21 protein-coding genes and 1 tRNA gene are annotated in these 20,485 nt (G+C 71.9%); 7 read left to right on the top strand and 15 right to left on the bottom strand.

Annotated features, from left to right (window positions below; translation table 11 throughout):
• Positions 1-28 precede the first annotated feature (28 nt).
• The 4 genes from ACFVYS_RS33820 to ACFVYS_RS33805 all read right to left on the bottom strand — a co-directional run bounded on the left by ACFVYS_RS33820 (position 29) and on the right by ACFVYS_RS33805 (position 3,669).
• On the bottom strand, positions 29-307 hold the full coding sequence (locus ACFVYS_RS33820; RefSeq protein ID WP_389508325.1) for a hypothetical protein: 279 nt from the start codon (positions 305-307) through the stop codon (positions 29-31).
• 91 nt (positions 308-398) lie between these two features.
• Entirely contained in the window at positions 399-1,283 is an 885-nt protein-coding gene (locus ACFVYS_RS33815; RefSeq protein WP_389508324.1) for an SDR family oxidoreductase, read from the bottom strand.
• Positions 1,280-2,155 (bottom strand): alpha/beta fold hydrolase, encoded by an 876-nt coding sequence (locus ACFVYS_RS33810; RefSeq protein WP_389508322.1) that lies wholly within the window; start codon positions 2,153-2,155, stop codon positions 1,280-1,282. The genes ACFVYS_RS33815 and ACFVYS_RS33810 overlap by 4 nt, the downstream gene beginning before the upstream one ends.
• Complete coding sequence (locus tag ACFVYS_RS33805) at positions 2,152-3,669, bottom strand: flavin-containing monooxygenase (protein WP_389508320.1); 1,518 nt, start codon at positions 3,667-3,669, stop codon at positions 2,152-2,154. Before ACFVYS_RS33805 ends, ACFVYS_RS33810 begins: the two co-directional genes overlap by 4 nt.
• Before the next feature lie 141 nt (positions 3,670-3,810).
• On the opposite strand from ACFVYS_RS33805, the gene ACFVYS_RS33800 reads away from it, so the two are divergent.
• Entirely contained in the window at positions 3,811-4,455 is a 645-nt protein-coding gene (locus ACFVYS_RS33800) for a MerR family transcriptional regulator (RefSeq protein WP_389508318.1), read from the top strand.
• 213 nt (positions 4,456-4,668) lie between these two features.
• Here the strand turns inward: ACFVYS_RS33800 and ACFVYS_RS33795 are convergent, their stop codons facing one another.
• On the bottom strand, positions 4,669-5,472 hold the full coding sequence (locus ACFVYS_RS33795) for an exodeoxyribonuclease III (RefSeq protein ID WP_389508316.1): 804 nt from the start codon (positions 5,470-5,472) through the stop codon (positions 4,669-4,671).
• Between the two features lie 153 nt (positions 5,473-5,625).
• Between ACFVYS_RS33795 and ACFVYS_RS33790 the strand changes: the two genes are divergently transcribed.
• Entirely contained in the window at positions 5,626-6,108 is a 483-nt protein-coding gene (locus ACFVYS_RS33790; protein ID WP_389508314.1) for a GNAT family N-acetyltransferase, read from the top strand.
• 73 nt (positions 6,109-6,181) lie between these two features.
• Here the strand turns inward: ACFVYS_RS33790 and ACFVYS_RS33785 are convergent, their stop codons facing one another.
• The gene (locus ACFVYS_RS33785; RefSeq protein WP_389508399.1) at positions 6,182-6,823 is read right to left on the bottom strand and encodes a response regulator; all 642 of its coding nucleotides are present in this window, start codon (positions 6,821-6,823) and stop codon (positions 6,182-6,184) included.
• Positions 6,814-8,232 carry a sensor histidine kinase gene (locus tag ACFVYS_RS33780; RefSeq protein WP_389508312.1) on the bottom strand — a complete coding sequence of 473 codons (1,419 nt, stop codon included), beginning with the start codon at positions 8,230-8,232 and terminating at the stop codon, positions 6,814-6,816. The genes ACFVYS_RS33785 and ACFVYS_RS33780 overlap by 10 nt, the downstream gene beginning before the upstream one ends.
• A 133-nt stretch (positions 8,233-8,365) precedes the next feature.
• Here ACFVYS_RS33780 and ACFVYS_RS33775 point away from each other — a divergent pair, with 133 nt between their 5' ends.
• On the top strand, positions 8,366-9,142 hold the full coding sequence (locus ACFVYS_RS33775) for an ABC transporter ATP-binding protein (RefSeq protein WP_389508310.1): 777 nt from the start codon (positions 8,366-8,368) through the stop codon (positions 9,140-9,142).
• Positions 9,136-11,649: an FtsX-like permease family protein gene (locus ACFVYS_RS33770; RefSeq protein WP_389508308.1), complete on the top strand. Its 2,514-nt coding sequence runs from the start codon at positions 9,136-9,138 to the stop codon at positions 11,647-11,649. Before ACFVYS_RS33775 ends, ACFVYS_RS33770 begins: the two co-directional genes overlap by 7 nt.
• Positions 11,650-11,706: 57 nt before the next feature.
• Here ACFVYS_RS33770 and ACFVYS_RS33765 read toward each other — a convergent pair whose 3' ends face one another.
• The gene (locus tag ACFVYS_RS33765; protein WP_389508306.1) at positions 11,707-12,075 is read right to left on the bottom strand and encodes a hypothetical protein; all 369 of its coding nucleotides are present in this window, start codon (positions 12,073-12,075) and stop codon (positions 11,707-11,709) included.
• 265 nt (positions 12,076-12,340) lie between these two features.
• Here ACFVYS_RS33765 and ACFVYS_RS33760 point away from each other — a divergent pair, with 265 nt between their 5' ends.
• Positions 12,341-12,964, top strand: a complete 624-nt coding sequence (locus ACFVYS_RS33760) for a hypothetical protein (RefSeq protein ID WP_389508304.1) — start codon at positions 12,341-12,343, stop codon at positions 12,962-12,964.
• 373 nt (positions 12,965-13,337) lie between these two features.
• On the top strand, positions 13,338-14,060 hold the full coding sequence (locus ACFVYS_RS33755) for a site-specific integrase (RefSeq protein ID WP_389508302.1): 723 nt from the start codon (positions 13,338-13,340) through the stop codon (positions 14,058-14,060).
• Positions 14,061-14,132: 72 nt separating this feature from the next.
• On the opposite strand, the gene ACFVYS_RS33750 is transcribed toward ACFVYS_RS33755, so the two are convergent.
• The 7 genes from ACFVYS_RS33750 to galU form a co-directional block, all read right to left on the bottom strand.
• Positions 14,133-14,206 (bottom strand) — tRNA-Ala (locus tag ACFVYS_RS33750).
• Positions 14,207-14,288: 82 nt separating this feature from the next.
• Positions 14,289-15,632, bottom strand: a complete 1,344-nt coding sequence (gene glpR, locus ACFVYS_RS33745; protein WP_389508300.1) for a gephyrin-like molybdotransferase receptor GlpR — start codon at positions 15,630-15,632, stop codon at positions 14,289-14,291.
• 144 nt (positions 15,633-15,776) lie between these two features.
• A complete protein-coding gene (locus ACFVYS_RS33740; RefSeq protein ID WP_020128382.1) occupies positions 15,777-16,373 on the bottom strand; it encodes a GNAT family N-acetyltransferase in 597 nt (198 codons plus the stop codon).
• A 26-nt stretch (positions 16,374-16,399) separates the two neighbouring features.
• Positions 16,400-16,936, bottom strand: a complete 537-nt coding sequence (locus tag ACFVYS_RS33735; protein WP_389508298.1) for a molybdenum cofactor biosynthesis protein B — start codon at positions 16,934-16,936, stop codon at positions 16,400-16,402.
• Positions 16,933-17,412, bottom strand: a complete 480-nt coding sequence (gene moaC / locus ACFVYS_RS33730; protein ID WP_351767609.1) for a cyclic pyranopterin monophosphate synthase MoaC — start codon at positions 17,410-17,412, stop codon at positions 16,933-16,935. Before moaC ends, ACFVYS_RS33735 begins: the two co-directional genes overlap by 4 nt.
• 63 nt (positions 17,413-17,475) lie before the next feature.
• A complete protein-coding gene (gene glp, locus ACFVYS_RS33725) occupies positions 17,476-18,801 on the bottom strand; it encodes a gephyrin-like molybdotransferase Glp (protein WP_389508295.1) in 1,326 nt (441 codons plus the stop codon).
• Positions 18,802-18,806: 5 nt separating this feature from the next.
• The gene (gene galU / locus ACFVYS_RS33720) at positions 18,807-19,709 is read right to left on the bottom strand and encodes a UTP--glucose-1-phosphate uridylyltransferase GalU (RefSeq protein ID WP_054244072.1); all 903 of its coding nucleotides are present in this window, start codon (positions 19,707-19,709) and stop codon (positions 18,807-18,809) included.
• Positions 19,710-19,813: 104 nt separating this feature from the next.
• Here galU and ACFVYS_RS33715 point away from each other — a divergent pair, with 104 nt between their 5' ends.
• On the top strand, positions 19,814-20,428 hold the full coding sequence (locus ACFVYS_RS33715) for a 5-formyltetrahydrofolate cyclo-ligase (RefSeq protein WP_389508293.1): 615 nt from the start codon (positions 19,814-19,816) through the stop codon (positions 20,426-20,428).
• Positions 20,429-20,485: the final 57 nt, after the last annotated feature.

Genomic DNA, 20,485 nt, shown 5'->3' with positions numbered 1-20,485 from the left:
CCCACGTCATCGCACCGACCGGGTCCGGCTAGAAGTCCTGGCCGATACGGTCGTCGTCGTCGCGCCGCATGCGCTCCGTGTCCTGGCCCGGACGCTGGCCGGAACGCTCGCCCGGACGCTCACCGGGACGCTGGCCCGAACGCTCTGCGGGCCGCTCGCCGGGACGCTCGCCGGACCGCTCGCCCGGACGCTCACCCTGGTTCTGCTTGCCGCGCTGCTGCGCCTGCTCCTTGGCCTGCCCGACCTTCTGCTTGGCCTGCTGCTTGAACTGCTCGGACTGGTCCTGGAACTTGTCCTTCATACCCATGTGGGTTCACTCCTGTAGGAGATGAGGGGGTTTGGGCCCCTTGGTGGGGCCTCGACCAGATTCACACGGGCGCTCACCGCGCGCATCTCGATCAACTACGCTGCGTAGCCCTCGCCTGCTCGTCGGCGGAGCCGCCCGCACCCACCAGCCCCGTCCGCATCCCCTGCAGCCGGGGCGCGAACCGCTTCATCTCCCGCTGGCCCACCGTCCCGATGAGCGCGGGCAGATAGCCGCGCACCCCCTGCATCCCCCGCAGCCACCACTGCCCGTACACGTGCGACGAGCGGCGTTCGATCCCGGCCACGATCCGGTCGACGGCCGGCCCCAGCGGGTACGTCTTGTTCGACGGCCACGGCAGCCGCTGCCTCAACTCCCGCATCACCTCGTCCTGATCGGCACCCCGCACCATGTCGGTGTCGGTCCAGGACAGGTAGCCGACGCCGACGCGGACACCCTGGTGGCCGACCTCGGCGCGCAGGCTGTGCGCGTACGCCTCCACGCCCGACTTGGACGCGCAGTACGCGGTCATCATCGGCGCCGGGGTGATCGCGGCGAGCGAGGCGATCTGGAGGAGGTAGCCGCGGCTCTCCCGCAGCAGCGGCAGGAAGGCGCGGGCCGTGACCGCCGAGCCGATCAGGTTGACCTCGATGACCCGCCGCCAGGCCGCCGGGTCGGAGTCGGCGAACGGACCGCCGTTGGCCACACCGGCGTTGGCGACCACGATGTCCACCTTGCCGAAGCGCTCCTTCACCTCCGCCGCGACCCGGGCCATCGCCTCGTGGTCGGTGACGTCGGCGTACCAGTGGTCGCTGTCGCTGTGCAGCCGCTCGGAGACCTGCTTGAGCGCGTCCGGCTCCAGGCCGACCAGCGCGACCTTCACACCGCGCGCGGAGAGCTTGCGGGCCAGCAGCTCCCCGACGCCCCGCGCGGCCCCGGTCACGACGGCGACCTGTCCCTCGAGACTGACCCTGCTCATGCGCCCTCCTTCAACTGTGCGTATGTGGTGACGAGTTCCCGGATCCGGCCGGTGACCAGGCCGGGTGCCTCGACCGGCGTCATATGGCCGAGGCCGGGCAGTTCGGTGAGGCCGACGCAGTGCGGGAGCGCGGCGGCGATCCTGCGGGCGTGCACCGGCGGGGTGAGCCGGTCGGCGCTGCCGACGATCACCGCCGTGGGCACCCGCAACTCCCGTACGCCGTGGTCGAGGTCGAGCAGGTTCAGCACGTGCGACCAGGTGTGCCGCACCTTGCGCGGGCAGGCGTGCACGATGCGGGCGCACGCGTCCACCATGTGCGGGGCGGAACCGGCGCCCATCGTGGCGTACTTGAGGATCCGCTTCGCGACCGGCGTGACCGGCCCGAGGGGCGCTCTCGACCCGAGGACGTGCCGGGTCAGCCAGGTCCGCAACGGCCCGGGCCGCAGGGGGAGGACGGTCGACTCGGCGACCAGGGCCGAGGCGCCGGTGCTGCACAGCAGGACGGCCGCCGCGTGTTCCCGGAAGGCGTCTCTGCCGGCCGCCGCCAGCACCGTCATGCCGCCCATGGAGTGCCCGGCGATCACCGCCTTCTCGCCGGGCGCGAGCGTCGCGGCGAGGACCGCTTCCAGGTCGTCGGCGAGCGTGTCGGTGCTGCACGCCTGGCTCGGCAGGGTGCGTCCGTGGCCGCGCTGGTCGTAGGCGATGACCCGGTGGTCGGCGGCCAGGTCCCGGATCTGGTCCGCCCAGAACGCGGTCGAGCAGGTCCAGCCGTGGGCGAGGACGACGGCGGGCGCGGCCTCGGGACCGTGGACCTCGACGTGCAGGAGCGTGCCGTCGGCGGAGACGGCGGTGAGCTCGCGGGCGGAGGTCATGCCGTCACCTCGTCGTTCTCGTTGTGCTCCGCGCGCACCGGCGGCACCGCGGACGCGCGCAGGACCTCGTACTCCGCGAGGTCGACGCGTCGGGTGGCCCGCCGGAACTCGGCCGTGGTGCCCGGCCAGATGGTGGTGTTGCGGCCGCTCGCGTCCAGGTACCAGCTGGTGCAGCCGCCCGTGTTCCACACCGTGCGCTTCATCCGGTCCTGCACCCGGCGGTTCCAGGCGTGCACGGCGCTCGGCCGCGCGTCCAGCGCCGCGCGCTCGCCGAGGACGTCGAGCTGGCGCAGGTAGTCGGCCATGTAGTTCAGCTGGGACTCGATCATCAGGATCATGGAGGAGTTCCCGAGGCCGGTGTTGGGGCCGATGATCGTCATCCAGTTGGGGAAGCCGGCGGCGGAGGCACCGCGCAGGGCCTCCATGCCGTCCTTCCAGCTCTCCGCGAGCGTCCGCCCGTCGGCGCCCACCACCCGGTCGGCGATCGGCATGTCCGTGACGTGGAAGCCGGTGCCGAAGACGATCGCGTCGACCTCGGCCTCGCTGCCGTCGGCGGCGACCAGGGTCGACCCGCGGATCTCGCTCAGCCCGCTCGCGACGACGTCCACGTTGGGCTGGGCAAGGGCCGGATAGTAGGTGCTGGACAGCAGGATCCGCTTGCAGCCGATGCGGTAGTCCGGGGTGAGCCTGGCACGCAGGGCCGGGTCCTTGATGGCGCGGGCCATGTTCTGCTTGGCGAGCCGCTCGACGAGTCCGAGCTGGTTCGGGTGCTTGGTGAACGCCTGGACCTGGAGTTCCCGGATGCCCCAGAGCAGTCCGCGGCGCAGCTGGGTGGTGAGGGGCAGCGCGCGGTGCAGCGCGCGCTCCGCGCCGCTGATGGGCCGGTCCATGCGGGGCATCACCCAGGGCGGGGTGCGCTGGAAGAGCGTCAGCCGGGAGACGTCGGGCTGGACGGCGGGCACGATCTGTATGGCGGAGGCGCCGGTGCCGACCATGGCGACGCGCTGCCCGGTGAGGTCGTGGTCGTGATCCCAGCGGGCCGAGTGGAAGACCTTGCCGGGGAAGGTGTCGAGGCCGGGGATCTCCGGGATCTTCGGGTCGGACAGCGGCCCGGTGGCCGACACGACGACATCGGCGAAGTACCGCCCGCCGCTGGTCTCGATGTCCCAGCGCAACTCCTGCGCGTCCCACGTCATCCGCAGCACCTCGGAGTCCAGCCGCAGATGCGGACGGAGCCCGAAGACGTCCGCGACGTGCTCCAGGTAGGCGCGGATGTGCTCCTGCCCGGAGAAGGTGCGCGGCCAGTCCGGGTTGGGCGCGAAGGAGAAGGAGTACAGGTGGGAGGGCACGTCACAGGCGCACCCCGGATAGCTGTTGTCCCGCCAGGTGCCGCCGACGCTGCCCGCCCGCTCCAGGACGACGAAGTCGGTGAGCCCCTCGCGGCGCAGCCGCACGGCCGCCCCCAGCCCCCCGAAACCGGACCCGATCACCGCCACCCGTACGTGTTCGGTCATCCCGACGCCTCCTAGCCGTGCGTGCGACTCTACGGACTCTGCCAGTGAACACTGGCGCAATGGGAGCGTAGAGCAGCTCCGTACCGATGGGTAGGGGCCGGGAGAGGGAAAGTTACCGGCGGTACAACATAGGCTTCGCCCGTGACGGACAAGCGGGAGTACCGAACGGAGGAGCTGGCCGCGGAGGCCGGCATCACGGTGCGCACCCTGCGCTTCTACCGCGAGCGCAAACTCCTCGCACCACCCCGCCGCGAAGGCCGTATCGCCTGGTACGACGACCATCACCTGGCCCGCCTGCGCACGATCGCGGCGCTGCTGGAACGCGGCCACACCCTCACCGGCATCGCGGAGCTGGCGGACGCCCTCGACCACGGCCGCGGCGTGGCCGACCTCCTGGGCGTCGGCGGGCCCACCGAGGAGGAACCGGTCCGCCTGACCCCCGAGGAACTCGCCGCCCGCTTCGAGGGGCAGGTCACCACCGAGAACCTCGCCGCCGCCCTGGACCTCGGCTACCTGGGCACCGACGGCGACGAGATCGTCCACATCAGCCGTCGCCTGCTGGACGTCTCCTCCGCCCTGGTCCGCGAGGGCATCCCGCTCGCCGAGGTGCTGGCGGCCGGCGTCCGGGTCCGCGAACACGCCGACGCCCTCGCCGCCCTCTTCACCGACCTGATCCTGCGCCACGCGACGGAGGACGACCTGCCCCGCCTGCGCCCACTGGCACGCAGCGTGGTCGAGGCGGAACTGTCCCTCGCCCTGGACCGACGACTGCACAAGACGACCTAGAGATCCTTTCGGCGGTCGCGCCCGCGGTGGCAATCGCGGTCATACCCAGGTCGTACGTGCCGTCACCCTGGTGAACGCGACCGGGGCCGTGCCTGCGGTCGTCCCCGGAAGCGCTCGGCGTCGTGCTTGCCGTCCTACTCAGGTCGTACGTGCCGTCGCCCTATAGGTCGTCGCCGTAAGGTCGCCCTGTTGGTCGGCGCCATGAAGGTCGCCCTAAAGGTCGTAGACCACCGTCACCGGAGCGTGGTCCGACCAGCGCTCGCCGTGTGTGGCCGCCCGCTCCACGAATCCCTTGACGGCCTTGCCCGCGAGGGTGGGCGTCGAGACGTGGAGGTCGATGCGCCACCCCGAGTCGTTGTCGAAGGCCCGCCCCCGGTACGACCACCACGTGTACGGCCCCGCCACGTCCGGGTGCAGCGACCGCACGACGTCCACGTAGCCACCGTCCGTCGGGGCGAACACCTGGGTCAGCCAGTCGCGCTCCTCCGGAAGGAAGCCGGAGCTCTTGGTGTTGGAGCGCCAGTTCTTCAGGTCGGCCTGCTGGTGGGCGATGTTCCAGTCGCCCACCACGAGGACCTCGCGGCCGTCGGCGGCGGCACGGGCGCGCAGATCCTTGAGGTGGGCCAGGAACTCGCCCATGAAGCGGACCTTCTCGTCCTGCCGGTCGGTACCGACCTCACCGGAGGGCAGGTAGAGGGAGGCGATCGTCACACCGGGCAGGTCGGCCTCGACGTAACGGCCGCTGCCGTCGAACTCGGACGAGCCGAAGCCGATCCGGACGGCGTCCGGTTCACGGCGGCTGTACAGCGAGACACCGGCGCGGCCCTTCGCGGCGGCCGGTGCGTGGGTGACGAACCAGCCCTCGGGGGCCCGGACCGCCTCCGGCAACTGCCCCGGCTCGGCCCGCACCTCCTGGAGGCACAGCACGTCGGCGGAGGTGTCCGCGAGCCACTCCACGAAGCCCTTCTTCGCGGCGGCACGCAGTCCATTCACGTTCACGGAGGTCACGGTCAGCACCCCGGCACGATACAGGCCCGGCCCCGCGCGGACCTCCGCCCTCCGCCCGCCGGCATCCACCCTCCGGCATCCACCCTCCGGCGGATACCGGCACACTGGACCAGGTCCAGAATCGACTTTTCCAGGATTGTGCATACAACTACTGTGAGCGGCATGAATATACGTCCGGTCGCCTTCGACCACCCCGACGCCGTCAAGCTCAACGACGAGGTGCAGGCCGAATACCACGAGCGCTACGGCGACGGCGGTGACGCCACGGTCCTGGAGCCGTCCGACTTCCAGCGGCCGCACGGGGTCTACCTGATCGCGTACGACGAGCTGGACCGGCCGGTGGCCACGGGCGGCTGGCGCAGCCAGGACGACGACGGCGAGGGGCACGAGGACGGCGACGCCGAACTCAAGCGGATGTTCGTGGTCCGGGAGATGCGGGGCAGAGGACTGGCCCGGCGGATGCTCACCGCGCTGGAGGAGGACGCGCGGGCGGCCGGCCGCGTCCGGATGGTCCTGGAGACCGGCACCGAGCAGCCCGAGGCCATCGCCCTGTACACCTCCAGCGGGTACGCGCCGTGCACGAAGTTCGGCTACTACCGCGAGTACGAGAACAGCCGGTGCTACGCCAAGCCGCTCCGTCCCTGAGGAGCCTCGGCTCCCGAAACCGCTCGGCCCTGAAACCCGTCGGCTCCCGAAACCGCTCGGCTACGGGAGAGCCTCAGCTCCTGAGGTAGGCGAGCACCGCCAGGACGCGGCGGTGGGTGTCGTCGGCCGTGGGCAGGTCCAGCTTGGTGAGGATGCCGCCGATGTGCTTGCCGACGGCCGCCTCCGACACCACCAGCTGACGGGCTATCGCACCGTTGGACCGCCCCTCCGCCACCAGCGCCAGCACCTCCCTCTCGCGTGGGGTGAGCCGGGCCAGCGGGTCGCGGCGCCGGCGCAGCAGTTGCCGTACGACCTCCGGGTCGACGACCGTGCCGCCGGCCGCGACCTCGCGCAGCGCGTCGACGAACTCCTCCACCTGGCCGACCCGGTCCTTGAGCAGATAGCCGACGCCGGTGCCGTCGCCTGAGTCGAGGAGTTCGCCCGCGTACGCGCGCTGCACGTACTGACTGAGGACGAGCACCGGCAGCCCGGGCCGCTCCGCGCGCAGCAGGACCGCCGCCCGCAGCCCCTCGTCCTGGAAGGCGGGCGGCATGCGGACGTCGGTGACGACGACGTCGGGCGCGTGCTCGGCGACCGCCTCCAGCAGACCCGGCGCGTCGCCCACCGCCGCCACGACCTCGTGCCCGAAGCGGGTGAGCAGCGTCGTCAGGCCGTCGCGCAGCAGGACGCCGTCCTCGGCGAGGACTACGCGGATGCCTCGGCGGCCCTTCCCGTCCGCTCGCTCGGCTCCTGCGGCTCGCTCGGCGGACTCGGCGGACTCGGCGGGCTCGGCATGCTCGGCGCGCTCTGCAGGCCCTGCGGGTTCGACTGATTCGGCGGGCTCGGCTCGCAAGGGATCTCCACACGCAGCAGGGTCGGTCCGCCCGGCGGGCTGGTCAGGGTCAGTCTTCCATCGAGCACCGACACCCGGTCCGCGAGACCGGTGAGGCCGGTGCCGCGGGCGCTGTCGGCGCCGCCGCGGCCGTCGTCGTCCACCTCAAGGACGAGGAGCCGTCCGCCCCGGTGCTCCGCACGCACGCGTGCGCGCCGCGCACCGCTGTGCCGGGCCACGTTGGCCAGTGCCTCGCGGACCACGAAGTAGGCGGCGGCCTCCACGGCCTGCGGGAGCCGCGGCACCGACCGGGCGAACTCCACGTCCGCGGGGACGGGCGAGCGGTCGGCGGCGTCGGCGACGGCCGCCTCCAGGCCGTAGTCGGCGAGCACCTGGGGGTGGATGCCGTGGATCAGCTCACGCAGTTCCGCGAGGGCCGCGCCCGCCTCCTCATGGGCACGGGCGAGCTGCTCGGCGAGGGGGCCGCCGGGCGGGGCGTCGAGACGGGCCAGGCCGAGGTTCATGGTGAGCGCGACCAGACGCTGCTGGGCGCCGTCGTGCAGATCGCGTTCGATCCGCCGGCGCTCTCCCTCGAACGCGTCGACCAACCGCGCGCGTGAGCGTGTCAGTTCGACGACCCTGGCCTGCGCATCGCCCCCGCGCGGGGCGACGAGCAGCCGGGTCAGCGCGGCCCTGGCTCCCGCCGCCGCCCCAAGGGCGTATCCGCCCACGGCCAGCAGCAGCACGCCCAGCGCGGCGGCGCCGAAAGCCGTCGGCCAGTCGGTCACCGTCCACACCTTGAGCACCTTCGTCTCACGTCCCTCGCCGACCGTCGCCAGCAGCAGCGGCGCCGCGACCATCGCGAGGGGGACGAACAGGGCGACGGTCAGCAGGAGCGCCTCGGCCGGCCACAAAAGGCACGCGGCGAGGAGGGCGTGGCCGAGCTCGCGCCAGGTGGCCCGTTCCCGGAGCCGGGTGGTGAGCCAGCTGCGCAGGCCCGGCGCGGCGGGCTCGGCATGGGCGCCGGGCGCGTCGTCCGCGTCGACGAGGCGCAGCCGGCGCCGCTCCAGGGCGGCCACGGGCAGCCCGGCGAAGGCGACGGCCGCGAGCAGCGGCAGCCCGACGAGGACGACCGCGAGAACTCCGCCCACCGCCACCACCGCGACCAGCCCCACGAGGACGGCCGCTCCGGTGACCGCGCCCGTCAGCAGGTAGGCGACGGCCCGCCAGGGCCACGGCGTCAGCAGGTAACCCGGGCGGATCAAGGCCTGCCACATGTTTCGGGGTTGCATACGGATCACCGTAGAAGGGGCGCCGCGCCGGGACCATCGGCCTGACCGGAGGTTCGGGGGTATGCCTGGCCCTACCCCAGGTCTCGGTCCTGCCCGAGAGACCGGACCGGGGTGCGCGCGGTTTCGTGGGGCCATGACCACACACGCCGTCCAACTGACCTCCGTGAGCAAGCGATACGGTGCCGCGGGCACCAGGGTGACCGCGCTCGACGACGTCACCCTCGCCCTCCCCCGGGGCTCGTTCACCGCCGTCATGGGGCCGTCCGGCTCGGGCAAGTCCACGCTGCTCCAGTGCGCCGCGGGGCTGGACCGGCCGACCTCGGGGTCGGTGCGGATCGGCGGGACCGAACTGACCGGGCTGAGCGAACGGCGGCTGACGCTGCTGCGCCGGGAGCGGATCGGCTTCGTCTTCCAGTCGTTCAACCTGCTGCCCACCCTCACCGCCGAGCAGAACGTCGCCCTCCCGCTGCGGCTGGCCGGCCGCCGTCCGTCCAGGGCACAGGTCCGCGACGCCCTGCGGCAGGTCGGACTGGCCGACCGCGCCGGTCACCGCCCGGACCGGCTCTCCGGCGGCCAGCAGCAACGCGTCGCCCTGGCCCGCGCGGTGATCACCCGCCCGGAGGTCCTGTTCGGCGACGAGCCGACGGGCGCGCTGGACTCCCGTACCGGCCGCGAGGTGCTGGTCCTGCTGCGCTCCCTGGTCGACGAGGACGGCCGGACGGTCGTCATGGTCACCCACGACCCGCTCGCCGCCTCCTACGCGGACCGGGTGGTCTTCCTGGTCGACGGCCGCGTCCACGGCGAACTCTGCGGCGCCGACGCGTCCGTGGCGGCGATCGCGGCCCGGATGGCGGGGCTGGAGACCGCGGCCGACGGCGCCACGCTCTCCCCGGCAGGTGCCGCGTGCTGAGCGTCGCGTGGCACACCCTGCGCGCCCGATGGGCCGCCTTCGCCGGCAGTTTCGTCGCCCTCGCGCTCGGCGTCGCCCTGCTCACCGTGATGGGACAGGCGCTGGCCGCCTCCCTGAACGCGCCGGTGCGCGCGCCGGAGCGCTTCGCGGCGGCGCCGGTGGTGGTCAGGGGCCAGGACACCCTGCGGGTGGCGACCTCCACCGGTGAGCGGACGAAGGAGCTGGCCCGGCCGCGCCCGGTGCCCGCCGGGACCGTCGCCGCGCTCCGCGCGCTCGGCCCGGTCACCGAGGACCGCTCCTTCCCGGTCCGGGCGTACGGCGCCCCCACCGTGCCCGACGACCTGGTCGGCCACCCCTGGTCGACGGCCCGCTTCGCCCCCTACCGGCTCACCGCGGGCCGCGCCCCGGCAGCGGCCGACGAGGTGGTGACCAGCGGCAACTGGGCGACCGTCGGCACCCGACTGCACACCGCGGACGGACCGTTGCGCGTGGTCGGCACCGTCGGGACGGTGAGCGAACCGGCCACCGGCACCGGACCCGGCACCAGTACCGGACTCGGCCCCCAAGCCGCCGCCGGACCCGGCTTCGAGCACGCCGTGTTCTACCCGGACGCCCAAGCCGCCCGTCTCGCACCGGAGTCGACCCAGCTGGTCGTCGAGGCGGACGCGGCGGCCGTACGGGCGGCCGTCAAGGACCAGAGCGACGACGAGGACGGGGACGGGGACGTACGGATCCTCACCGGGGACGCCCGCCGGCTGGCCGACGCCGACCCGGGCCGCGACGCCGAAGCCCTGACGGCGCTGAACGCCCTGTTCGGCACGGCGGGTGGCGTGACCGCCTTCGTGTCCGTCTTCGTCGTCGCCTCCACCTTCGCCTTCGCGGTCGACCGGCGGCGCCGCGAGTTCGGCCTGCTGCGCACCGCCGGGGCGACTCCGGGCCAGATCCGGCGGACGGTCCTGACGGAAGCCCTGCTGATCGGCACGTTCGCCTCGGCGACAGGCTGCGTGCTGGGCGCGTACGGCGCGCCGCACCTGGCCGAGCTGGTGGTCGACGGCGGACTCGCGCCGAAGTGGTACGCGATCGGCGGCCCTTCGGCCGGCGTCTGGCCGTACCACCTGGCCTTCTGGACGGGTCTGCTGGTCGCCCTGTGCGGTGCGCTCGCCGCGTCCTGGCGGGCCGGACGCACCGCCCCGGCCCAGGCGCTGCGCGAGGCCTCGGTGGACGGGCGCGCACTGACCCGGGGACGCCGCGCGTGCGGTACGGCTCTCCTGCTCACGGCGGTCGCGACCCTGACGTACACGCTGGCGACCGACCCGGGCGAGCTGCTCCACCGCAAGTCGTACATCAGCCGCCCCCTCTTGCTCATCACCGCGGTGGCGCTCCTCTCGCCCCTGACGGTGCGTCGGCTGGTGCCCCGGCTGCCAGGCGCGGTCGGCCTGTTGGCGCGGGCCGGAGCGGTCGCCGGGGTACGCCGTACCGCCGCGGTGGCCGCGCCCGTCCTGGCCACCGTCGCGCTGGCGGGCTCCCTGCCGGGCGCGACGGCCACGATCGGCGCCGCGCGGGCGGCGGAGGTACGGCAGCAGACGGTCGCCGACTTCGTGGTGACCCCGCAGGACGGAACGACCCTGCGGGCAGGGGCACTGGAGAAGCTGCGGCAGGTGCCCGGCACGGTGGTGTCGGCCAGTTCCGCCACCACCGTGTTCACCCTGGAGGACGGCGTGGCGCTCGTGAAGTCCGAGGCCAGGGCGGCCGATCCGGCGCTGCTCGCCACCACCGTACGGCTGCCGGTGACCGCCGGGCGGCTCACCGACCTCGACGACGGGTCGATCGTCGTGACCGAGGAGTGGGCGCGGCACCGGGTGGGACAACGGGTGCGGGCGTGGCTCGGAGACGGAACGCCGAAGACCCTCAGGATCGCCGCCGTCCTGTCCATCGGCACCGGCGACAACGGCGCCTACGTCACCCCGGCCAACGCCGGCGGCGGGGGCGTGGACCGCGTGGACGTACGGGTACGGGCAGGCGCCGACCCGACGGCGGTGGGGGCACGGCTGCGGACCGTCGACGGGGTGCGGGTGATGAGCAGGACACAGTGGGTGCGAGCCGCTCACCCGCAGACCAACAGCACGACCCGGCTCGGCATGCTGCTCGTCCTGGGCATCGCGCTTCTGTACACCGGCATCTCGGTGGCCAACACCCTGGCCATGGCTGCCGCCGAACGCAGAGCCGACCTGACGGCCCTACGGCGGACAGGCGCCACCAGCGGTCAGATACTGCGACTGGCCGCCACCGAGGCACTGGTCGCCGTGGCGGTCGGCACACTGCTGGGCCTCGTGGTCACGGCCGTCAACCTGACCGGCCTGAGCGCCGCCCTGCACCTGCTCTCGGCCCCACCGACCATCGCCCTGCCCTGGCAGGCACTCACCTGCACCACAGCAGCCTGCGCCCTGCTGGCGACAGTCACGGCCCTGACATCGACAACACCGGCGCTACGCCCGCCCCGACCATGAACCACCGGACCTGCCACGAGACCTGCGTGGGCCGGCGGTCGACCTCGTGCCGTCCTCTCAGGTGTCCGCGCCGTCGGTGGTCGGCAGGAGGGCGGCCAGTTCGGCGTCGTCCGGACGATGGGCCGCCTCGGCCGCCTCACGCAGAACGGCGCGGTCGACCTTGCCCGCGCCGGCGATGAGACGAATCCTCACACCGTCCTCGGGCACCGCGTATTCGTGGCTGTCACCGGCCTTGCGGTACCAGGCGTCGCCGTCGTGCTCACAGGTGACCTGCTTGTCCGTCACCTCGCCCAGCGGCTGCTCGGGGCAGCTCTCCGCTGTCAGCGTGCCGTGACCTACGAAGAGGCCGAACTTGGTGTCACCCTTCTCGGACCGATACGCGGCGACGAACTCGTCCTCGTACTCACCGACCGACTCCTGGAACAAGGCGTAGCCGGAGACCTCGGTGACGTATTCGCCCCGGTTAAGCGGCGCTGCTGCCTGGATCCTGAAGCACCAATTTGGAAGATCGCGTATGCGGGTATGGGCTGAGCTGACGAGACGGTCACCTGCGTCTCCTCGGCACCGTCTCCGTGATTCCCTGTTGGTCCCCGGTGGTGGCTGCTCGATCGGGCACATGAGGGACACGGGCCGGCCATGCCTGTCCGCTACTCACTAGAGTCAGCGGCCTGGCGAGTCGAGGGGGAGCTTCGTGACCTTAGCTGTGGGTATCTTCGATCTGTTCACCTATGGGATACCAGGCATGCTGCATCTATCCTTGATCATTTACGTGCTCGCACGCTTGCAGGTCATCGATGTCCCAAGTCTGGTCGCGGCACCGTCAGCGCTACAGGTAGTCGGAGTCGCTGTTGCCAGTTACCTGCTGGGGCATCTCGCCTATCCTCTGAGCGCCCTCCTGGACAAGGTGGCACCACGTTGGAACTGGAGCATCGAGGACGCTCGTCTCGATTTCGTGGCCAGGGTGCCCGAGTCGCGGGACCGAGCTTTCGTGCGCACTGATGTATCTCTGCTGTTGGCTGCGGCGGAACTCCACGACAAGGACGCAGCGGGTGAGATCACTCGGCTCCAAGGCGTCGCGTTGATGTTGCGGAACTCGGCCCTCGCCCTGCTGTTCGCGCTCGTCGTCGCGATGATCGAGCTCGTTGTGGGATCCGATCGGGTGCTGGCAGGATGCTGTGCGGCACTGCTACTGGTGAGCCTGACTGCCGCAGTCAGACACGGGCGCCGTGTGCGGCACTGGGACCGCCTGAAGACGTTGGAGATCTGCTTCTGGATCCCAGACATCGACGGCAGATTCAGCTCTGATCACCAGTGATCACCGCGCCACATCCGCGGGTCTGACATGAGGCCCCACGGCCCAGCCGTGGGCCAGGACGAATCTGCGCGCGCGCCAAACAACCGCCTTCAGTCACCACTCACCCAGCTCCCATCCCCTACGCCGTCGACCCACACACCGTGGAGCGGGCGTGGTTCCTGGCGTCCAGGTGGAGCGCGCCACTGTACGAACGACCTGGACGCCAGGGGCCGCGTCTGCTCGGATCTGCCTGGGTCGACGGTGGACGGGATGGGAGCTCCCAGCATCCGCCACGACGGACCCGCAGTCGGCGACGGCACCCCCTCCATCCCGGTGCCGGCCGATCCCCCGCCGGAGGCACTGTTCCGACCGTCGCGTACGCGGTGATCGACTCATGGCCATCGGCCCTATCCACCAGTGGGCGCGCGTCGGCGCAGCGCGGGCGGAGCGGGCCGGAGGCAGGAGCGTCGCCCGCAGCGGAGCCGGGAAGCGCGCCCGGCGGAGCGGAGCGCAGCCGGGGCTTGAAGCGGCGAGCGCGGCCCATGACTCTCTGTACGCGGCGTACGTACTCATCCTCGTCCTGGGCTTCCGGCGTGGCGAAGTGCTCGGTCTCACCTGGGAGAACGTGAACCTGGACGCCGGCGAGATCTCGGTGCAGATGCAGCTACAGCGCATCAACCGGCGCTTGGTCCACGACGAGACCAAGACCGAGGCGTCCACAGCCGTGCTGCCGCTTCCGGAAATCTGCATTGCGGCTCTCCAGCGCAGGCAGAAGGAATGGGAGTTGGCCAAGCAGGCGGCCGGTGAGCTGTGGTCAGACTTCGACTTCGTGTTCAGCACTCGCTACGGCACGCCGTTCGAACCCCGCAACTTCAACCGCCGGTTCGTCGACCGCTCGACCCGGGCCGGCGTCCGTCAGATCCGCCTCCACGACACTCGGCACACCTGCGGCTCGCTCCTCGCCGCACTCGACGTGCACCCGCGGGTCGCCATGCAGATCCTTCGGCACAGCAAGATCGCGGTGACGATGGAGGTGTACACGCACGTGCCCTCGGAGGCCACCCGCCGGGCACTGCGCAAGCTGGGCAAGCACCTTGGGAAGCAAGATCCGGAGTAGCTGCTGTACTTCGCTGCTGTACGGCATGCCAAAGCCCCGGTTAGGAGATCCCAACCGGGGCTTTGAGCTGCGTGGACCTGTGGGGATTTGAACCCCAGACCCCCTCGATGCGAACGAGGTGCGCTACCAGACTGCGCCACAGGCCCTTGCAACGAGTGAAACTCTAGCATCCCGGTCGGCCTGCTTGGAAATCCGTTCCCCGAGGCCGGGAGCGGGATGCCGGGGCTCTCATTCGTTGGCGGCCAGCGGTCGCTCGCCGTCCTCGTACTGGTCGAACAGCGGGGTGCGGCCGCGTTCGCGCGAGCGTCGGGCGGAGGCCGCGCGCCGGGCGTCGCTCCGCTCGCCGCCGTCCGCTTCCCGGTCCTCCGCGCGGTCCGCGTCGTCGGATTCCCCGGCCGGTGCGTCCCCGGCGTCGGCCGGTTCGTGTTCCGGCGCCACCGAACTCGAGCGGGCCGAGCTCCAGGCGTCCGGCGCCCCGAGGTCCACGTCGGAGGTCGCCCGGGGCGCGACCGGCGCCGTCACGTACGTCGGCAGCGGTACCGGTACCGGGTCCCAGCTCTCGCCGTGGCCGGGCCGGCGCTGCCGCTCGCGCTGCTGGTCGACCCACTCCGCGTGATCGGTCTGCTCGACGAGCGCCCTGCGGTCCGCGGCGAGCGCCAGCAGACCCGGGTCGGTCTCCGGCTCGGGGGCCGCGTGCGGCTCCTCTGCGCCGGCGTCGGGGCCGGTGTCGACGGACGAGGCGTTCGCCGAGGCGGGCGCGCGTCGGCGCGGCTGACGCTCCCGCAGCCGCTGCGCGGCGACTTCGGCACGCCTGCGGTCCATCTGGAAGGCGAAGCGGCGTCGCTCCTGGGCGCGCAGGTACCCGATGTACCCGCTGAGCAGGACGGCGGGCACGCCGGGCGCCCAGAGGAACGCGAGCCCGCCGACCGCCGCGACGATCGCGCCGAGCGTGAAGGCGAGGAAGAGCATCACGGTGGTGCGCCGACGGCGGGCGAGCGCCTTCGAGCGCTGGGCGCGCGCGGCGGACGCCTGCTCGGCAGGCGTGCGCCGCGCGACCGGCGCCCGACGGCCGGCCGGAACGGTGCCGCCTTCGCGTGCGGGCTTGGCGCCCTGTTCACGGTGGTCGTGCGCGGGCTTGGCCACCGGATCGCGCGCCGGTTCACGCGTCGCTTCCGGACGTCCAGCCTCCGGACGCCCCGACCCTCGTTCCTGTCCGCGCTCCTGTCCGCGCTCCGAGGCTCTTTCCTGAACGCGTTCCTGAGCTCGCTCCTGGACCGGCGCCTTCACCTGCGGGCGGGTCGGAGGCATGGCGAAGGACCGGACGTCCACCGATGCGGTGACGGCGTCCGGGACGTCGGCGTCGGACTCCCCCTCCTCGGTGGAGCGCGCCCGCAGGTCCTTGGCGTACCGGCGCTCCATTCCCGCCCGTCCGGACAGCAGCCGGATGGCGGTGCTGAAGCGTTCCGTCGGACGGGCCTCGTTCAGCTCGTCCTGCCTACGGAGCCACATAGGCACCAAGTAGGCGGCCCAGGCCCCGACAATGACTGCGTAGATGAGGCCGCTGCTGCTCACGCCTCACACGGTAGAGGGGTTTACGTGAGGCCATCCGCCAATTGGGCCGGTGTGTCGCACGATCTGGCTGATATTTCGAACTTTTTTTGCGACCGGTGCGATCAACCGATCATTTTCGAACATCTATTCGGCTGGTCGGCTAATTCAATTGGACGCCTTCTGCGAGCGTGTGCGCCGCCACCGGTTCAGCAGGCCCTCCGGGACCTCCTCCGCCGTGAGCGCGAAGACCAGGTGGTCACGCCAGGCGCCGTCGATGTGGAGATAGCGCGGCCGCAGCCCTTCCTCACGGAATCCGAGTTTTTCCACGACCCGGCGGCTCGGCCCGTTCTCGGGCCGAATGCAGACCTCGATGCGGTGCAGTCCGACGGTGCGGAAACAGTGGTCCACGATGAGCGCCACGGCCGTCGGCATCACACCGCGGCCGGCCACCGACTCGTCCACCCAGTAACCGACGTGTCCGGAGCACATCGACCCCCAGGTGATCCCCGCGACCGTCAACTGCCCGACGAGCCGCCCCTGGTACTCGATCACGAACGGCAGCATCCGGCCCGCGTTCGCCTCGGACCGCAGATGCCGGACCATCTGACGGTAGGTCGGCCGGTGCGCGATCGGCCCGCTGGGCGCGGGCGGCGGGATGGTCGCCTCCCAGGGGCGCAGCCAGTCCCGGTTGCGCCGGTTGACCTCGCGCCAGGCCCGCTGGTCGCGCAGCTTTATGGGCCGCAGGACGATGTCGCCCTCCACCAGTTCGACGGGCCAGGATGAGGTGTTCAGCTCGCACCCCCATGGCTCGGTCTGGGGTGGTCGCCGCCACGGATCTGGTCGACGGCGTGGATCAGCAGGGGCTCCAGGACGGCCAGCCCGTCCTTCACCCCGCCCGAGGAGCCCGGCAGGTTGACGATCAGCGTGCCGCCCGCCACTCCGGCCAGGCCCCGGGAGAGCGCCGCGGTGGGCACCTTCTCCCGGCCGTACGCCCGGATGGCCTCGGCGATGCCCGGCACCTCGTGGTCGATCACCGCGCGGGTGGCCTCGGGGGTGCGGTCGGTGGGCGAGATACCGGTGCCGCCGGTGGTGACGACGGCGTCGTACCCGGCCTCGACGGCGGCCCGCAGCGCCGCCTCCACCGGGTCCCCGTCGGGGACCACCTGCGGCCCGTCGACGGCGAAGCCGAAGCCGCGCAGGCCCTCGGCGATCAGCGGGCCGCCCCGGTCCTCGTAGACGCCGGCGGCGGCCCGGTTGGAGGCGGTCACGACCAGCGCGCTGTACCGAGCGGGCAGGGCGCCACCGACCGACGTGTCGAGTGTCATGCCCGGCTCCAGTCGCCCGACTTGCCGCCCGTCTTCTCCTCCACGCGCACGTCCGTGATGACCGCTCCCTTGTCGACCGCCTTCACCATGTCGATCACGGTCAGCGCGGCGACGGAGACCGCGGTGAGCGCCTCCATCTCGACGCCCGTGCGGTCCGTCGTCTTCACCGTGGCGGTGATCTCCACGGCGTCGTCCGCGACCGACACATCCAGTTTCACACCGGAGACGGCCAAGGGGTGGCACAGCGGGATCAGGTCCGGGGTGCGTTTGGCGCCCATGATGCCCGCGATCCGCGCGGTGGCCAGCGCGTCCCCCTTGGGTACCCCCTCGCCGCGCAGCAGCTCGATCACCCGGGGCGAGACGAGGACACGCCCGCTGGCACGCGCGGTGCGCGCGGTGACGTCCTTGCCGGAAACGTCGACCATGCGGGCGGCGCCCACGTCGTCGATGTGCGTCAGTCGGTCCTGCGTACTCATGGTGGTGTGGCGCTCCCGGTCCGGGCCTGTTGTGCGCGACACGGTACCCCCAACCAGGGGGACTCAGCCGAGGAGGACCACCTCGACGTCGGCACCGGGCTCGACGGACTCCACGTCCTCGGGGACGACGATCAGCGAGTCGGCGTGCGCGAGGGCCGCGACCAGGTGGGATCCAGCGCCCCCGACGGGGCGGACGGTGCCGTCGTCGTAGGTGGCGCGCAGGAACTGTCTGCGGCCCTTCGGCGAGGTCAGCGCCTTGTCGGCGATCAGCTTCGCGCGCGTGGTGGGCCGGTGGACGTCCTCGAGACCCATGAGGGTGCGAATGGCTGGGCGCACGAAGAGCTCGAACGAGACGTACGACGACACCGGGTTGCCCGGCAGGGCCAGCAGGGGGATGTGGTCGGGTCCGATGGAGCCGAACCCCTGCGGCTTGCCGGGCTGCATGGCGAGCTTGCGGAACTCGACACCGCTGCCCGCCTCGTCCTCGTCGCCGACGTGCTCGAGGGCCTCCTTGACGACGTCGTACGCCCCGACGCTCACCCCGCCGGTGGTGACGACGAGGTCGGCGCGGACGAGCTGGTCCTCGATGGTGGAGCGGAGCGTCTCGGCGTCGTCGGCGACCGCGCCGACCCGGTAGGCGATGGCGCCGGCGTCCCGGGCGGCCGCGGTGAGGGCGAAGCTGTTGGAGTCGTAGATCTGGCCGCTGCCCAGCTCCTCGCCGGGCTGGACGAGTTCGCTGCCGGTGGACATCACGACCACGCGCGGGCGCGGGTGCACGCGTACGGTGCCCCGGCCGATCGCGGCGAGCAGGGCGATCTGGGGCGGTCCGAGGACGGTCCCGGCGTCGAGGGCGCGGTCGCCCGCCTTCACGTCGCTGCCCTTCGCGCGTACGTGCGCGCGTGCCTCGGCGGGCCGGTACACGCGCACGTGCCCCGAGGCCTGCTCGGGGGCGAGGCTGCGGGCACGCATCCCGCTGACCGGGCCCTCACCGAGTCCGCCGTCGGTCCACTCCACGGGGACGACGGCCTCGGCGCCCGCCGGGAGCGGGGCGCCAGTCATGATCCGGGCGGCCTGGCCGGGTCCCACGTACAGCAGATCGGCCGCCTGTCCCGCCGCGACGTCCCCGACGACGTCCAGAGCCGCCGGGAACTCCTCGCTCGCGCCCGCGACATCCGCGACCCGCACCGCGTACCCGTCCATGGAGCTGTTGTCGAAGGGCGGCAGTGAGACCGGCACCATGACGTCGTCGACCAGGACGCAGCCCTGGGCGTCGGGCAGTTGCAGCTCGATGGGTTCCAGGGGGCGGACGGTGGCGAGGATGTCCTCCAGGTGTTCGTCCACCGACCAGAGCTGGTCCTGGCCGGTGGGGCGGTGCGCGGCGGTGCTCAAAGTGGCTACATCTCCTCGGTGACGTAACTGCGAAGCCAGGACCGGAAGTCCGGACCCAGATCTTCACGTTCGCACGCGAGTCTGACAATGGCACGCAGGTAGTCGCCACGGTCGCCGGTGTCATAGCGGCGGCCCTTGAAGACGACGCCGTGGACGGGGCCGCCGACCTTCTCGTCCTGCGCGAGCTGCTGGAGGGCGTCGGTGAGCTGGATCTCACCACCGCGGCCGGGCTCGGTCTGCCGCAGTATGCCGAACACGCTCGGGTCGAGGACGTAGCGTCCGATGATCGCGTAGTTCGACGGGGCGTCCGCCGGGTCCGGCTTCTCGACGAGGCCGATCACCTTGACGACGTCGCTGTCCACGGTGGCCTCCACGGCCGCGCAGCCGTAGAGGTGGATCTGCTCGGGTGCGACCTCCATGAGCGCGACGACGCTGCCGCCGTGCCGCTCCTGCACCTCGATCATCCGCTGGAGCAGCGGGTCGCGGGGGTCGATCAGGTCGTCGCCCAGCAGGACGGCGAAGGGCTCCTGCCCTACATGCGGGGCCGCGCACAGGACGGCGTGTCCGAGGCCCTTGGGGTCGCCCTGGCGCACGTAGTGCATGGTCGCGAGGTCGCTGGACTGCTGGACCTTGGCGAGCCGGGCGGCATCGCCCTTCTTCTGCAGCGCCGACTCGAGTTCGTAGTTGCGGTCGAAGTGGTCCTCTAGAGGGCGCTTGTTGCGGCCTGTGACCATGAGGACGTCGTCGAGGCCGGCGGAGACGGCTTCCTCGACCACGTACTGGATAGCCGGCTTGTCCACGACCGGCAGCATCTCCTTGGGAGTGGCCTTGGTCGCCGGCAGGAACCGGGTACCGAGGCCGGCTGCGGGGATGACAGCCTTGCTGATCCTGGGGTGCGACTGCGTCATGTCGGCAACCTTATCCGGTGACTTTGAGAGGGATCTGTGGCTCCGGTTAATTGATGTTCATATGAACGCATTGGAGCGGTGTGGGACAAGTACAGGAGCGACATATGAGCCACCTCGAAGGCGGACCAGAGTCTGACAAACGTACGTTGCGGCGAGGGTTCCTCACCGTGAGAAACAGGTTGACGCCCGATGACGTGCGCGCGGCTGCCGTCGCCCTGGCCGAGCGGGCCCTGGAGCTACCCGAGTTGACGCACGCGCGCACGGTCGCGGCGTACGTCTCCGTGGCTACCGAGCCGGGCACCCTGGCGCTGTTGGACGCGCTGCGCGCGCGGGGCGTGCGGGTGCTGCTCCCCGCACTGTTGGCCGACAACGACCTGGACTGGGGCACCTACACCGGCGAAGGCTCTCTCGCGCGGGTCCTGCACGGCGGGAAGATGGCCCTCCTGGAGCCGGCCGGCGAGCGCCTCGGCCCGGACGCCGTGACGACCGCCGACGTGGTGCTGCTGCCGGGGCTGGCGGTCGACGCGCACGGAACGCGCCTGGGGCGCGGCGGAGGATCGTACGACCGCGTACTGGCCCGGCTGGCGGACGCCGGGGCCCACCCCGCGCTGGTGGTGCTCCTGTACGACTCCGAGGTCGTCGAGCACGTCCCCGGGGAGGCGCACGACCGGCCGGTGCACGCGGTCGTGACCCCGTCGGGGACGCGCCGCTTCACCTGACACGACCCGTGCCCTCGTACGGAAGAAGGGGCCCTCCACGCGCGCGTGGAGGGCCCC

Source organism: Streptomyces sp. NPDC058295, assembly GCF_042880655.1.
In the GTDB taxonomy this organism is placed as follows: Bacteria; Actinomycetota; Actinomycetes; order Streptomycetales; family Streptomycetaceae; genus Streptomyces; species Streptomyces coriariae.
This window is presented reverse-complemented; position numbering and strand designations above follow the sequence as displayed.